This is a genomic window from Pseudomonas sp. LTJR-52, from assembly GCF_003691465.1.
In the GTDB taxonomy this organism is placed as follows: Bacteria; Pseudomonadota; Gammaproteobacteria; order Pseudomonadales; family Pseudomonadaceae; genus Chryseomonas; species Chryseomonas luteola.
The window spans coordinates 391947-407448 of sequence record NZ_CP033105.1; the positions used below are offsets into that span (position 1 = coordinate 391947).

13 protein-coding genes are annotated in these 15502 nt (G+C 53.2%); 9 read left to right on the top strand and 4 right to left on the bottom strand.

What is annotated here, in order from left to right; all coding sequences use genetic code 11:
- Window positions 1-34: 34 nt before the first annotated feature.
- From gyrB to dnaA, 4 genes are read right to left on the bottom strand one after another with little or no spacing between them, the layout of a single operon-like run.
- Window positions 35-2455: a DNA topoisomerase (ATP-hydrolyzing) subunit B gene (gyrB, locus tag EAW52_RS01900; RefSeq protein ID WP_122041210.1), complete on the bottom strand. Its 2421-nt coding sequence runs from the start codon at window positions 2453-2455 to the stop codon at window positions 35-37.
- Entirely contained in the window at window positions 2452-3561 is a 1110-nt protein-coding gene (gene recF / locus EAW52_RS01905; protein ID WP_122041211.1) for a DNA replication/repair protein RecF, read from the bottom strand. The genes gyrB and recF overlap by 4 nt, the downstream gene beginning before the upstream one ends.
- Window positions 3562-3573: 12 nt before the next feature.
- Complete coding sequence (gene dnaN / locus EAW52_RS01910) at window positions 3574-4677, bottom strand: DNA polymerase III subunit beta (protein ID WP_122041212.1); 1104 nt, start codon at window positions 4675-4677, stop codon at window positions 3574-3576.
- A gap of 28 nt (window positions 4678-4705) precedes the next feature.
- On the bottom strand, window positions 4706-6199 hold the full coding sequence (gene dnaA, locus EAW52_RS01915; protein WP_122041213.1) for a chromosomal replication initiator protein DnaA: 1494 nt from the start codon (window positions 6197-6199) through the stop codon (window positions 4706-4708).
- 547 nt (window positions 6200-6746) lie between these two features.
- On the opposite strand from dnaA, the gene rpmH reads away from it, so the two are divergent.
- From rpmH to EAW52_RS01960, 9 genes are all read left to right on the top strand, one after another.
- The gene (gene rpmH, locus EAW52_RS01920) at window positions 6747-6881 is read left to right on the top strand and encodes a 50S ribosomal protein L34 (RefSeq protein ID WP_010796343.1); all 135 of its coding nucleotides are present in this window, start codon (window positions 6747-6749) and stop codon (window positions 6879-6881) included.
- Between the two features lie 14 nt (window positions 6882-6895).
- Entirely contained in the window at window positions 6896-7303 is a 408-nt protein-coding gene (gene rnpA, locus EAW52_RS01925) for a ribonuclease P protein component (RefSeq protein WP_122041214.1), read from the top strand.
- Between the two features lie 49 nt (window positions 7304-7352).
- On the top strand, window positions 7353-7532 hold the full coding sequence (gene yidD / locus EAW52_RS01930; protein ID WP_372238898.1) for a membrane protein insertion efficiency factor YidD: 180 nt from the start codon (window positions 7353-7355) through the stop codon (window positions 7530-7532).
- A 14-nt stretch (window positions 7533-7546) separates the two neighbouring features.
- Entirely contained in the window at window positions 7547-9280 is a 1734-nt protein-coding gene (gene yidC, locus EAW52_RS01935; RefSeq protein WP_122041216.1) for a membrane protein insertase YidC, read from the top strand.
- A gap of 61 nt (window positions 9281-9341) precedes the next feature.
- Window positions 9342-10709 (top strand): tRNA uridine-5-carboxymethylaminomethyl(34) synthesis GTPase MnmE, encoded by a 1368-nt coding sequence (gene mnmE, locus EAW52_RS01940; RefSeq protein ID WP_122041217.1) that lies wholly within the window; start codon window positions 9342-9344, stop codon window positions 10707-10709.
- 437 nt (window positions 10710-11146) lie between these two features.
- The gene (mnmG, locus tag EAW52_RS01945) at window positions 11147-13039 is read left to right on the top strand and encodes a tRNA uridine-5-carboxymethylaminomethyl(34) synthesis enzyme MnmG (protein WP_122041218.1); all 1893 of its coding nucleotides are present in this window, start codon (window positions 11147-11149) and stop codon (window positions 13037-13039) included.
- Window positions 13039-13689, top strand: a complete 651-nt coding sequence (rsmG, locus tag EAW52_RS01950; RefSeq protein ID WP_372238899.1) for a 16S rRNA (guanine(527)-N(7))-methyltransferase RsmG — start codon at window positions 13039-13041, stop codon at window positions 13687-13689. Before mnmG ends, rsmG begins: the two co-directional genes overlap by 1 nt.
- 8 nt (window positions 13690-13697) lie before the next feature.
- A complete protein-coding gene (locus EAW52_RS01955) occupies window positions 13698-14483 on the top strand; it encodes a ParA family protein (protein WP_019366470.1) in 786 nt (261 codons plus the stop codon).
- A gap of 9 nt (window positions 14484-14492) precedes the next feature.
- A complete protein-coding gene (locus EAW52_RS01960; protein WP_122041219.1) occupies window positions 14493-15365 on the top strand; it encodes a ParB/RepB/Spo0J family partition protein in 873 nt (290 codons plus the stop codon).
- Window positions 15366-15502 lie beyond the last annotated feature (137 nt).

Sequence of the window (15502 nt, forward strand, 5' to 3'; positions counted from 1 at the left end):
CGTTTCCGTTGGCCTTTTGTTTGTTACGTAGCGGTCAGACGTCCAGGTTCGATACTGCCAGGGCATTGCTTTCAATAAAGTCGCGACGCGGCTCTACCTGATCGCCCATTAGGGTATTGAAGATCTGGTCAGCAGCGATGGCATCTTCAATCGTGACACGCAGCATGCGACGTACACTCGGATCCATTGTGGTTTCCCACAGCTGATCCGGATTCATCTCGCCCAATCCCTTATAGCGTTGAATACTGTAGCGTTTCGCTGTCTCGCCCATCAACCACTCGAGCGCTTCGCGGAAGGTGGATACCGCCTTGCGGCGCTCGCCACGCTTCACATAAGCGCTGTCTTCAAGCAGGTTGTTGATCTGAGCGCCCAGCGTCGTGATCTGACGATAGTCATTGCTACCGAAGAAATCCCGGTTGAAGGTGACATAACTTGAAAGCCCGTGCGCTTTGGTCTCAACCTCTGGCAGCCAAAGATGACGTTCGCGGTCTTCACGCAAGTTGACTTCGTAGGCAAGACCGGAGCGCTCATTGGTCTTCAGACGCGTACGCAGCATGTCGATCCATGCGTTCATCGCCGCTTGGTCAGCCAGTTGCTCCAATTCAACACGAGGCAGGTAAAGCATGTGCTCGCTGATATCCGACGGATACAGGCGGGACAGTCGCTTGAGTGACTTCATCACCGTACGATAGCTGTTCACCATTTTCTCCAGCTCAACGCCGGAAAGTCCTGGAGCATGCTCATTCACGTGCAGGCTTGCATCTTCAAGGGCGGTCTGCGTGAGGTATTCCTCCATTGCCTCATCGTCCTTGATGTATTGCTCCTGCTTGCCACGCTTGACCTTATACAGCGGAGGCTGAGCGATATAGATATAACCACGCTCGATCAACAGAGGCATCTGACGGAAGAAGAACGTCAAGAGCAGCGTACGGATGTGCGATCCGTCAACGTCAGCATCGGTCATGATGATGATGTTGTGATAACGCAGCTTATCGATGTTGAATTCTTCACGGCCAATGCCGCAGCCCAGCGCTGTAATCAGCGTACCGACTTCAGCAGAAGACAGCATCTTGTCAAAGCGCGCCTTCTCCACGTTCAGGATCTTGCCCTTTAGTGGAAGAATGGCCTGCGTACGGCGGTTACGGCCTTGCTTCGCCGAACCGCCTGCGGAGTCACCTTCCACGATGTACAGTTCTGACAGCGCAGGATCCTTTTCCTGACAGTCCGCCAGCTTACCGGGCAGACCTGCGATATCCAGAGCGCCCTTACGTCGGGTCATTTCGCGTGCCTTGCGCGCCGCTTCACGAGCGCGTGCCGCATCGATCATCTTGCCGACAACCGCTTTGGCTTCACCGGGATTTTCGAGCAGGAAATCAGCGAATTGCTTACCCATTTCCTGTTCTACTGCAGTCTTCACTTCAGAAGAAACCAATTTATCCTTCGTCTGGGAAGAGAACTTGGGATCCGGAACCTTAACGGAAATAATTGCCGTCAAGCCTTCACGTGCATCGTCACCTGTAGTCGCAACCTTGAACTTCTTGGCCAGACCTTCCGCCTCGATATAGGTGTTCAGGTTACGGGTCAGCGCTGAACGGAAACCAGCAAGGTGAGTACCGCCATCACGCTGAGGAATATTGTTGGTAAAGCAGAGAATGTTTTCGTTGAAACTGTCATTCCACTGCAACGCCACTTCCACGCCGATACCGTCTTCGCGGTCACTTACGTTGAAGTGGAACACTTGATTGACAGGCGTTTTGTTAGTGTTGAGATAATCAACGAATGCACGCAGTCCACCTTCGTACTTGAACATCTCCTCCTTGCCCGAGCGCTCGTCTCGCAGCAGAATGCCCACGCCCGAGTTCAGAAAGGACAGTTCGCGCAAACGCTTGGCCAGAATATCCCAGCTGAAATGGATGTTATTGAAGGTCTCGGCTGACGGCTTGAAATGAATTTGAGTGCCGGTCCCGTCCGTTTCACCAATCGCCTTGAGAGGCTCCTGCGGAACGCCGTGGACATAGACCTGTTCCCAAACCTGGCCGAGTCGACGGATCGTCAGGCGCAGCTCTTCAGACAAAGCGTTTACAACGGACACACCTACACCGTGCAAGCCGCCGGACACTTTGTAAGTGTTATCGTCGAACTTACCGCCTGCGTGCAGCACCGTCATGATGACTTCTGCTGCCGAAACGCCTTCTTCCTTGTGGATATCGACCGGAATTCCACGTCCATTGTCGCGGACGGTTATGGACTCATCCGTGTGGATCGTAATGGTGATTTCATCACAATGCCCCGCCAGGGCCTCGTCGATAGAGTTATCGACAACTTCGAATACCATGTGATGCAAGCCGGTACCGTCATCGGTATCGCCGATGTACATTCCCGGACGCTTGCGAACTGCATCCAGTCCCTTCAGTACCTTAATACTGGAGGAATCGTAAGTCTGGTTCTCGCTCATGCTTTACTCCCAACGCTTGGGGTCTGCGTAATGGATCCCTGTTCAACATGGAACAGGGCCACTGGCGTGTCGTCTTGCCAGTTGGATTCCAATGATTCTTTCTCGACACACGTGATGAAGATCTGGCAGTTAAGGCCTTCCAGCAAACGGCATAATGCCTTGCGGTGCTGTTCATCCAATTCGGAAGGCAAATCATCTACCAGATAGACACACTGGCCGCGCTTGACTCGATTGATTAATCTTCCCTGTGCAATTCTCAATGCACAGACCACCAGTTTTTGCTGGCCACGCGACAGGATATCTGCCGCGTTGTGGCTACCTAGCCTAATTCGTAGATCGGCTCTCTGCGGACCGGCCTGCGTATGTCCAAGCTGCATGTCTCGGGTCAAGGACGCCTTCAACACATCCTGCAGCTCGCGGTCTTTGTCCCAGCCGCGATAATAACTGAACGTCAGGTTTTCAATATCGACCAGCTCTTCCAGAGCAGCCTGAAACTCAGGTTTGAGCTCTGTAATATAGGCTCGCCGAAACGCATCGATTTCGTTGCTGGCTTGCGTCAGTTCTCTGTCCCATGCCTGTTGCGAGGCAGGATCCATTTTACCATGTCGCAGCCATGAGTTCCGCTGTCTTAGCGCTTTCTGAAGCCTTTGCCACACTTGTAGAAAACGCGGTTCCACGTGGAACACACCCCAATCTATAAACTGCCGCCTGATCTTTGGGCTTCCTTCAAGCAATCGAAAACTGTCGGGATTGATCAACTGAATCGGCAGAGTTTCAGCAAGTTGGGCTGTACTTCGAGCATTCTGCCCATCGATACGAATAGTGAAATCACCATTACGCTCACGCTGGACGCCCAGACTACTGATGCCATCACTAGGCAAGCTGACCTGGCCAAAGACCGTACAGGCGGCTTGCTCGTTCTGGATAACGGGTGACAGTCGGGTGCTACGAAACGAGCGAGCAAGTCCTAGCAGATGGATACTCTCCAATACACTGGTCTTGCCGCTACCGTTGTCGCCGTAGAGGATATTGATCCGCGGGGAAGGCGTCAGCGTCACCGTGTGCAGGTTACGCACAGCGGTGACGGTCAGGCGGATAAGGGACATCGCGCCTCGAGATTACAGACGCATCGGCATGATGACGTAAGAGGACTCGTCATTGCCAGCTTCCTGAACCAACGCACTGCTATTGGAATCGGAAAGGGTGATGCGTACCTGGTCCGTCGTCATGACGCCCAGGACGTCGAGCAAATAGCTTACGTTGAATCCGATTTCCAGCTCGGCACCAGCATAATCCACCTGCAACTCTTCTTCAGCTTCTTCCTGTTCAGGGTTGTTGGCCTGAATCTTCAGCTGATCGGTTACCAGCTGGAGGCGAATACCACGGTATTTTTCATTAGAAAGGATAGCCGTACGGCTGAACGCCTCCCGTAACAGCTGACGCTCACCAGTCAGAACCTTGTCACCGTTGCGTGGCAGTACACGCTCGTAGTCAGGGAATTTCCCGTCGACCAGCTTTGAAGTAAAGGTAAAGTCAGCGGTCGTCGCTCGAATGTGGTGCTGGCCCAACGTAACATTGACCGGCTCCTCAGGCTCGAGCAGCAACCGTGACAACTCTAGGATACCTTTACGCGGCACAATTACCTGATGACGACCTTCGTACTGGATTCCCGCTTCCTGTACGCACATGGCAAGACGGTGTCCATCGGTCGCAACTGCACGTAAATGGCCTTCGCTGACCTCAAGCAGCATACCGTTCAGATAGTAACGGACATCCTGCTGAGCCATGGCAAATCCAGTGCGGTCGATAAGACGGCGCAACTTGCTTTGCGGCAGGCTGAAGCTCATCGATCCGGGACCTTCCTCAACGGTAGGGAAGTCATTGGCCGGCAATGTGGATAATGTAAAGCGACTGCGGCCAGCTTTGACGAGCAGCTTCTGCTCATCGGTCCGGATATCGATCAGGGCATCGCTTGGCAAACTCTTGCAAATATCCATGAGTTTGCGAGCCGGTACGGTAATCTCACCAGGCTCAGCTTTGTCTTCGAGCGTTACACGGCCGATCAGCTCAACCTCAAGGTCAGTACCTGTCAAGGACAGTTCCTGGCCCTGGACCACCAGCAGCACATTGGACAGCACCGGTAATGTCTGCCGACGCTCCACGACACCAGCCACGAGCTGCAATGGTTTCAACAAGGCTTCGCGTTGAATAGTGAAATGCATGGTCTTGTCCCTTGCCAAGTGCTTCTGATCAGGTCGTCAGTGTGCGCAATAGATTTTTGTAGTCCTCGCGAATATCAGCGTCGGACTCTCTGAGTTCGGCAATCTTACGACAAGCGTGCAGCACTGTCGTGTGATCGCGCCCGCCAAAGGCATCACCTATTTCTGGCAGGCTGTGATTGGTCAATTCCTTCGACAGGGCCATCGCCACTTGGCGAGGACGAGCAACGGAACGAGAACGTCGCTTCGACAACAGATCGGCGATCTTGATCTTGTAATATTCAGCAGCCGTTCGCTGGATATTTTCAATGCTGACCAGTTTGTCCTGGAGCGCCAGCAGATCCTTGAGCGACTCGCGAATCAGCTCAATCGTAATTTCTCGCCCCATGAAATGAGCATGGGCGATAACACGCTTGAGTGCACCCTCAAGCTCTCGAACGTTCGAGCGAATCCGCTGGGCAATAAAGAAGGCAGCGTCATGGGGAAGGTCTACCTTCGCCTGATCTGCCTTCTTCATGAGAATGGCCACTCGCGTTTCCAGCTCAGGCGGTTCGACAGCTACTGTCAGCCCCCAGCCGAAACGGGACTTGAGGCGTTCTTCAAGCCCATCGATTTCCTTGGGGTAACGATCACTTGTCAGAATGACCTGCTGTCCGCCTTCAAGCAGGGCGTTGAACGTATGGAAAAATTCTTCCTGTGAACGCTCCTTACGTGCGAAGAACTGGATATCATCGATCAGCAGGGCATCAACGGAGCGATAAAAACGCTTGAATTCATTGATGGCGTTCAGCTGCAGGGCTTTCACCATGTCAGCCACGAAACGCTCCGAATGCAGATACACAATCTTGGCATTGGGATTACGCTTGAGCAGATGATTGCCCACTGCATGCATGAGGTGCGTCTTGCCCAAGCCAACCCCTCCATAAAGGAAGAGAGGGTTGTATCCATGCTTGGGGTTATCCGCAACCTGCCAGGCTGCAGCACGAGCCAGCTGGTTGGACTTACCCTCGACAAAATTCTCGAAAGTAAAAGTACGATTGAGGTAGCTCGTATGCTTGAGCGCCCCTTCTACTTGAACGTTGCGCTCGGTCTTGTTGGCGACCAGAGGCGCTGGCTGCGGATCGGCATCATCAGCGATCGGCATCTCGATCTGCTGCACTGATGTTTCAGGCTCGGCAACCGGATCTCGACCCGTAGACTCAGGTAATGAAGGTGTAGTGGATGTGACAGGAGCAGGCGGCGACGTCATGGAAGGCGCTCGCGTAGGTTTGCTGCTCTTGCGACTTCCAATCAGCAGAGTCAGCTCGGGTACCAACCCATCATCGGATTGCTCCTCAAGCAGCTCAAGCAACCGGCTAACGTACTTTTCATTTACCCAATCCAGTACGAACCGATTCGGCGCATAAACGCGTAGCTCGGCTCCTTCTGCTTCTATTTGCAGAGGGCGGATCCAAGTATTGAATTGCTGAGAAGGCAGCTCATCGCGCAGTACATCGACACAGCGCTGCCAAAGTTCAACTGACACAGTCACTCCAGAAAGAAAGTCACCCTGTTATTGCCTCTGTATATAAAGAAGCAACGTGTTCAGGCAAAGGTGAATGCAGCACGACATTGTACCGTCGCCCCTGTCACTTATCCACATCAACCATTCAATCAGTTAAATAGAGAGCGAAAAATCAAAAAATCTTTGCTGTGGATAAGCGCAGGTCGAAAGCGGTTTGTTCGTAGGGTAACTGCCTGTTGATAACTCAGCTGTGGCTAAGTGCCTTAGATATCCACAGGCAGTATCCAGGCGCAGCACAGCAGTTCGACGGCTTTACCGCATAGTTATACAATGGCAGATGTGAGCAGAAATGGAGCATTCACGCTCTTATCCACAGGAAAGGGCTCCTACATACATTAACACTGTATCTATCTTCTTTTTAATTCGTTCTTTTGTTGTTTTTTGCTGAATTTTTATTGACAACCGGTGCTGTATGGAAATTGACCTATTCACTGGCTTTCTCTAGAATCGCCGGTCTATTTAAACGGGGTGATTTCGCCTCGCTTCGTTCACACCTAGGTAAATGACCATGAAACGCACTTTCCAACCCAGTACTCTGAAGCGCGCCCGTACTCACGGTTTCCGTGCTCGTATGGCTACCAAGAATGGCCGTCAGGTTCTGTCCCGTCGCCGTGCCAAAGGCCGTAAGCGTCTGGCAGTCTGATAGTCCCGGTACAGGTGGTGAGTCGAGACTTCAGCCGCGAAAAACGGCTTCTGACTTCAAGACAGTTTCAAAATGTCTTCGACTCTCCCACTATCAAGGTTCCTGGTAATAGTGTTCTTCTGCTTGTACGTCAGAATGGCTTGTCGCATGCCCGCCTCGGGCTGGTGATAGGTAAGAAGAGCGTCAAGCTGTCAGTCGAGCGTAACCGGCTCAAGCGTGTCCTTCGAGATTCCTTTCGTCACCATCAGCATATGCTTGGAGGTCTGGATATCGTTGTGATTGCACGTAAAGGCTTCGGTGATATTGAGAATCCCGACTTGCATCAGCACTTGGGCAAACTCTGGAATCGTCTGGCACGTAAACAGCTACAAAAGACCGATCCTTCCGAACATTCGAAACAGGCAAACGGTTCTTATGCGTAAGCCGGCTCTGCTGCTTATCCGCTTCTACCGTTATGTCATCACACCGATGATGGCATCTCATTGCCGTTTCTATCCCAGTTGTTCAAACCATACGTCCCAAGTGATTGCGCTGTGCAATTTCTTGCACGATGGCTGGATGGCAATGCGCCAATGGCGTTTTTGCCATTTCAGGCTCGCTGATGGATATGATCCGGTACCAGCAGACCCATCCCAAGCACCGACCTCTTAGATGGCCGAGTAATCATGGATATAAAGCGCACGTTTCTCATCGCCGCTCTAGCGATTGTGTCTTACACAGCGGTGTTGCAATGGAATAAGGATTACGGCCAGCCCGAAACGCCTTCTTCAGCACCATCCTCCGCTGCGGCGCTGCCGACTGACACGCCAACAGGCAATACTGCTGCGGCCGATGTTCCAACCGTTGCAGGCGAAAGCTCGACGAACGGAACGGCTCCGCAGACTGTAAGTGGCAATGGTCAACCCATTCATGTCCGTACGGATGTCATGGATGTCACGATTGATCCCCGTGGTGGTGACATCGTCAAATTGGGACTTGTCCAGTATCCACGTCGCCAGGATCATCCGGATGTACCCTTCACCCTGTTTGATAATGGCAACGAACGTTTGTATCTGGCGCAAAGTGGTTTAACTGGATCCAACGGTCCGGACGCACGTCAGACAGGCCGCCCTGTTTATCAGAGTGCACAGCAGAACTACGTATTGGCAGACGGTCAGGATCAACTGACTGTCGATCTGAACTTTGCTGAAAACGGCGTCAACTATGTCAAGCGCTTTACCTTCCATCGCGGCCTGAAGCTTGATTGCTCGGATACCGAAAAGGCACAGAAGAAAATTTCCTGCATCAACCCCAATGCCTATCAGGTGCAGGTCAGCTATGTCATCGACAACCAGAGCAGCCAGAACTGGAATGGTATTTTCTATGCACAGCTGAAGCGTGACTCCAGTGGTGATCCATCTTCCACAACAGCCACAGGGGTTTCGACTTACTTGGGCGCTGCTGTCGGGACGCCGGAGGAGCAATATCGCAAGGTGTCGATGAAAGATATCGACAAGCAGGCTCTGCAGGAAACGGCCAAGGGCGGTTGGGTCGCCTGGTTGCAGCACTACTTCGTGACGGCTTGGGTACCCAACAAGGATGAGCAGCACCAGATCCAGGGTCGCAAGGACAGTCAGGGCAATTATCTGGTGGGCTTTACCGGTCCGCAGCTTAGCGTAGCACCGGGTACCCAGGCAGAAACATCGGCAACCCTTTATGCCGGTCCGAAGCTGCAGGAATATCTGAAGGAGTTGTCCCCAGGTCTTGAATTGACCGTCGACTATGGTTTCCTGTGGTTCATTGCCCAGCCGATCTTCTGGCTGCTGCAACATATCCACAGCATCCTTGGAAACTGGGGATGGTCGATCATCGTATTGACTATCATCATCAAGGCTATTTTCTTCCCGCTTTCTGCAGCCAGCTATCGTTCCATGGCTCGCATGCGTGCAGTTTCTCCGCGTCTTCAGGCGTTGAAGGAACAGTATGGTGATGATCGCCAGAAGATGTCCCAGGCGATGATGGAGCTGTACCGCAAGGAGAAGATCAATCCGCTGGGTGGCTGCCTGCCGATCCTCGTACAGATGCCGGTATTCCTGGCCTTGTACTGGGTTCTACTGGAGAGCGTGGAAATGCGCCAGTCCCCCTGGATGTTCTGGATCACTGACCTTTCGTCCAAGGATCCTTTCTTCATCCTGCCGATCCTTATGGGCGGTACCATGCTGGTTCAGCAAATGTTGAACCCCACGCCTCCGGACCCCATGCAGGCCAAGATGATGAAGATGATGCCCATTATCTTTACCTTCTTCTTCCTGTGGTTCCCGTCTGGCTTGGTGCTGTACTGGATCGTGAACAACTGCCTGTCGATCGCGCAGCAGTGGTATATCAATCGTCGGATCAATGGCACTGCCAAACCGGCCTGATAGCCTTACGCTTTACACAGCGCCCCTTTCGAGGGGCGTTGTGCATTCTGGAGAATGAAAAATGAATCCGATTCAAGACACCATTGCTGCCATCGCTACAGCCACAGGCCGAGGTGGGGTAGGTATTGTCAGGGTTTCCGGACCTGCGGTAAGAACCATCGCAGAAATAATCTGTGGTGGCTCTTTAACACCTCGCCATGCTCATTATGGCCCCTTCAGGGATAGCGCCGGTCTTACCCTTGATGAGGGAATCGCCTTGTTCTTCCCAGGACCCCACTCTTTTACAGGCGAGGACGTTCTTGAGCTTCAAGGTCATGGCGGTCCTGTCGTTCTGGATTTACTGCTCAAGGCTGTCATTGCGGTAGGTGCGCGTTCAGCCCGTCCGGGAGAGTTCAGCGAACGAGCCTTTCTCAACGATAAGCTGGACCTTGCCCAGGCAGAAGCTATCGCCGACCTCATCGAGGCGAGTTCCGAGCAAGCTGCCCGTAATGCGCTACGTTCATTGCAAGGGGCATTCTCCAAGCGAGTAGAAAGCCTGACGGAACAACTGATCCAGTTACGGATTTACGTGGAGGCAGCCATCGACTTTCCCGAAGAGGAAATCGACTTTCTGGCGGATGGCCATGTGCTGGGCCTGCTTAACGGTGTGCGCCAGGAACTGGCGCAGGTGGAAAAAGAAGCCGGTCGTGGCGCACTGTTACGCGATGGCATGACGGTGGTGATTGCTGGACGACCCAACGCAGGAAAATCGAGTCTTCTCAACGCGCTGGCAGGCCATGAAGCAGCCATTGTGACGGACATTGCAGGCACGACCCGCGATGTCTTACGCGAGCACATCCATATCGACGGTATGCCATTACATGTCATCGACACGGCGGGATTACGGGACACTACCGATCGGGTTGAGAAGATCGGCGTACAGCGCGCCCTGAGTGCTATTGAGAGCGCTGACCGGATACTGCTGGTGGTAGATTCCACGGCACCCGAGGCTCGGAATCCCGATGCACTTTGGCCAGAGTTTCTGTCACAGCGACCTGATCAAAACAAAGTAACAGTCATCCGAAACAAAGCTGATCTTTCGGGTGAACCTATCGTGCTTCAGGAAACCTCAGAAGGTATTCATACCTTAAGCCTTAGTGCAATGACGGGTGAGGGCATCGAGCATCTTCGAGAGCACCTTAAAGCCTGCGTTGGATTTGAGCAGACTGCCGAAAGCAGTTTTAGCGCACGCCAACGTCATCTCGAAGCGTTACACACAGCCCGTCATTATCTGGAGCACGGGCACCAGCAACTCGTAGTGAATGGCTCTGGGGAGCTCTTGGCGGAAGACCTGAGAGTGGCGCAGCAAGCATTGGGCGAGATTACAGGAGCGTTCAGTTCCGATGATCTGCTGGGCAGGATCTTCTCCAGCTTTTGCATCGGCAAATAGCCGCATTTCATCGATTCAAGAAGCCCCACGGGATTACCCGATGGGGCTTTTTTTTGCCTGTTGATAACCCTAGCTGAGGTCTGGGCAGAAGTTAGGACTTAAGCTGTTCTGAAAAGGGGCTGTTGGTAACCTTCCTAATTATCCACAGCTACTCACGAGCTTTCGATAAGGAGAGTGACAGGTTCTCCTCTGACTTATCATTGGCTGTAACGCCCTGTGGGTAAAGGCAAACGCACGTTATCCACAGAAAAGAGGCTCACCATACATAATCGCATTAACAAGCTTTTATATATTTCTTCCTTATTATTTCTATTACCTGATGCCACCAAGTCTGCAGTTGATCATTTTTTGTTCAAAAGGACTTCATAGAGAGCAGAGGAGCCCTTATACTTCTGCGCCTTCCCTAATCCCCTAACCAAACAGGCACGAGGTGCGTGGTGGATTTCCCTTCCCGTTTTGACGTCATAGTGGTCGGCGGCGGCCATGCCGGCACCGAAGCTGCACTTGCTGCTGCACGCATGGGTGTCAAAACTTTATTGCTGACCCACAATGTTGAAACATTGGGGCAGATGAGCTGCAACCCGGCTATTGGTGGTATCGGCAAGAGCCATCTAGTCAAGGAGATCGATGCCTTGGGCGGTGCGATGGCTTCGGCTACCGACAAAGCAGGCATCCAGTTCCGGATACTCAATAGCCGTAAAGGCCCTGCGGTGCGTGCAACGCGCGCTCAAGCCGATCGCGTCCTCTACAAGGCTGCAATCCGCTATATGCTGGAAAATCAGCCTAACCTGTGGATATTTCAGCAGGCCTGTGACGACTTGATTGTTGAACAGGATCAGGTCAGAGGCGTCGTTACCCAGATGGGTCTACGTTTCCTTGGGGATAACGTTGTGTTGACCACAGGCACCTTTCTGGGTGGGCTTATCCACATAGGCCTGCAGAATTACTCAGGCGGTCGGGCAGGGGATCCACCTGCCAATGCATTGTCTACACGGCTTCGTGAGCAGCCACTGCGTGTATCGCGGTTGAAAACCGGCACACCTCCACGCATTGACGGTCGTACAGTGGATTTCTCAGTCATGACGGAGCAGCCTGGGGATAAACCTCTGCCCGTAATGTCATTCATGGGATCAGTGGATGAGCATCCTCAGCAGGTTAGCTGTTGGATAACTCATACCAACAGTCGGACCCATGACATCATCCGCAACAATCTTGATCGCTCGCCGATGTATTCAGGCGTTATCGAAGGGATTGGCCCACGCTACTGTCCATCGATCGAAGACAAGATCCACCGTTTCGCGGACAAGGACAGCCATCAGGTTTTCCTGGAGCCTGAAGGACTGACAACTCACGAGTTGTATCCCAATGGCATTTCCACATCCTTGCCCTTCGATGTTCAGCTGGAGTTGGTGCGGTCGATGCGGGGTATGGAAAATGCCCACATCCTGCGTCCCGGTTATGCCATCGAATATGACTTTTTCGACCCGCGTGATCTGAAATACAGCCTGGAAACCAAGGTCATTGGTGGACTCTTCTTTGCAGGTCAGATCAACGGAACGACAGGATACGAGGAAGCTGGCGCCCAGGGGCTACTGGCAGGTGCCAACGCAGCCTTGCGTGCACAGGGCAAGGACAGCTGGTGTCCACGTCGTGACGAAGCTTACTTGGGTGTGTTGGTCGATGATTTGATCACGCTGGGGACGCAGGAACCGTATCGGATGTTTACCTCCCGTGCGGAGTATCGACTGATTCTGCGTGAAGACAATGCGGATCTGCGACTGACCGAGCAAGGCCGACAGCTCGGTCTGATAGACGATGCTCGTTGGAAGGCGTTCTGCCTGAAGCGTGAGCGCATCACCCTTGAGGAGCAGCGCTTGAAGAGTACTTGGGTGCGTCCAGGGACTGTACAAGGTGATGCCATTGCTGAGCGCTTTGGTACACCGCTGACCCATGAGTACAATCTGCAAAATCTTCTGAGCCGTCCGGAAATCGACTATGTCGGCTTGATGGAGGTAACCGGCGGTATAATCGAAGACGCGCAGGTTGCCGAGCAGGTAGAGATCAAGACCAAATACGCAGGTTACATCGAGCGTCAGCAGGACGAAATCGAGCGGCTGCGCAGCAGTGAAAGCATTCGTCTACCGGCGGATCTGGATTACACCGCCATATCCGGTTTGTCGAAGGAAATTCAGCACAAGCTGAGCCAGGGCCGCCCGGAAACACTTGGGCAGGCTTCGCGGATTCCCGGTGTAACGCCTGCAGCCATTTCCCTTTTGATGATTTACCTGAAAAAGCGTTCGGCCGGACGCCAGCTGGAGCAGATGGCTTGATGTTGGAAGGAATGATTCGTTACGGCGAGGAGCTTCGCTCAGGAGCTAAGTCTCTAGGTGTCGAGCTGTCTGATGAACAGGTTGAGAAATTGCTGGCCTACATGGGCCTGCTGCAAAAGTGGAATAAAGCCTATAACCTGACGGCAGTCCGTGATCCAGATGAAATGGTTTCACGTCACTTGCTTGATAGTTTAAGTGTTGTCCCCCATATCAGTGCTGGTCGATGGCTGGATGTGGGCAGTGGTGGGGGTATGCCGGGAGTCCCGCTATCCATCCTGTTCCCGGAAAGCACTTTTACTGTTCTGGACAGCAACGGTAAGAAAACACGTTTTCTCACGCAGGCAAAAATTGAGCTCGGCTTGGATAACCTTCAGGTTATCCACAGCCGTGTAGAAGAATTCACGCCTGACTATCGTTTCACCGGGATTGTGTCTCGAGCGTTCAGCTCGCTCGCTGATTTTACAAACTGGACACGACATCTGGGCGATTCATTGACACAATGGCTCGCCATGAAAGGATTGCATCCTGAGGATGAGCTTGCAGCGTTGCCAACGGATTTTAAGGTTGAAGCAGAACACGCCTTGCAGGTTCCAGGTTGCCAAGGGCAGCGGCATCTATTGATACTGCGCCGCATTGTTGAAGAGGGGTAAAGCGGCTCATGGCCAAGGTTTTTGCGATAGCCAACCAGAAAGGCGGGGTGGGGAAAACTACGACCTGCATCAATCTGGCTGCTTCGCTCGTTGCTACCCGACGTCGGGTACTGTTGATCGATCTCGATCCACAAGGCAACGCGACCATGGGAAGCGGTGTGGATAAGCACAATCTGGAACATTCGGTTCTGGATGTGCTGATCGGACAGTGTGATCTCATCGAAGCCATGCAGTTTTCCGAGCATGGTGGTTACCAGTTGCTACCGTCAAACCGTGATGTGACGGCTGCCGAAATTGAGCTTCTGGATATGAGCAAGCGCGAGAGCCGCTTGCGTGAAGCGCTGGCGCCGATTCGGGAAAATTACGATTACGTACTGATTGACTGCCCGCCGTCATTGTCGATGCTGACCATCAACGGCCTAGTCGCTTCGGATGGAGTTATCATTCCCATGCAGTGCGAATATTTCGCACTTGAAGGGCTGACTGACCTGATCGGTAGCATCCAGCGCATCGGACAGGCTCTGAATCCAGGCCTGAGGATCGAAGGTGTGCTGCGCACGATGTACGACCCGCGTATCAATCTGGCGAACGACGTAGCCGCCCAGCTCAAGGCGCATTTTGGCGATACGCTGTACGATACGGTTATCCCGCGCAACGTGCGTCTTGCCGAGGCTCCCAGTCATGGTATGCCCGCGTTGACTTACGACAAGGCGTCAACAGGGGCTGCAGCCTACCTGGCCTTGGCAAACGAACTGGCTCGTCGGCAGCGCAAAGCTGCAAAAGCAATCGCTTAAGGAATACACATGGCTGTCAAGAAAAGGGGACTGGGCCGCGGTCTGGATGCGCTGCTGAGCGGGGCTACGGCTAGCGTACTGCAGGAAGAAGCAGTCAAGGCCGACCAGCGTGAGTTGCAGCATCTGCCGTTGGATATTATCCAGCGCGGCAAGTACCAACCACGCCGTGACATGGACCCGGTCGCGCTCGAAGAGCTTGCCAGGTCGATTCGCGCCCAAGGCTTGATGCAGCCGATCGTGGTACGTCCCATTGCTGACAATCGCTATGAGATTATTGCTGGAGAGCGTCGCTGGCGTGCCTGCCAGCAGGCAGGGCTTGAGCGTATCCCAACATTGGTCAGAAACATTCCTGACGAAGCCGCCATTGCGATGGCGTTGATCGAGAATATCCAGCGTGAAAACCTAAGTCCGATAGAAGAGGCCATGGCCCTTCAGCGGCTGCAGCAGGAATTTCAGCTAACGCAGCAGCAGGTGGCCGATGCAGTGGGCAAATCACGCGTCAGTGTGGCTAACCTACTTCGACTGATAGCGTTGCCTGAAGAGATCAAGACCATGTTGGCGCATGGTGACCTGGAAATGGGCCATGCCAGGGCATTGTTGGGCTTGCCAGCCTCAAAACAGGTCGAGGGGGCGCGTCATGTTGTCGCACATGGATTGACCGTGCGTCAGACAGAAGCCTTAGTAAGACAATGGTTGAATAAGAAAGAAGCAGTTGAGCCTCCAGAAAAGGCTGATCCTGATATCATGCGTCTGGAACAACGGCTGGCAGAGCGTCTGGGCGCTCCCGTACAGATCCGCCACGGGCAGAAGGGAAAGGGGCAGCTGGTGATCCGCTACAGCTCACTTGATGAGCTGCAGGGCGTTCTTGCTCACATTCGCTAATATTCTAATGGTAGCGAATAGTCGTAAAGACTACCGCATGGCTTGAATGGGCGCGTGCAGACTCCTATACTCTGCGCGCTTTACGTCGGCACAAAGTATGCCAAGGCTTAAATAATAAGCCGACGCCAGAGGACTTC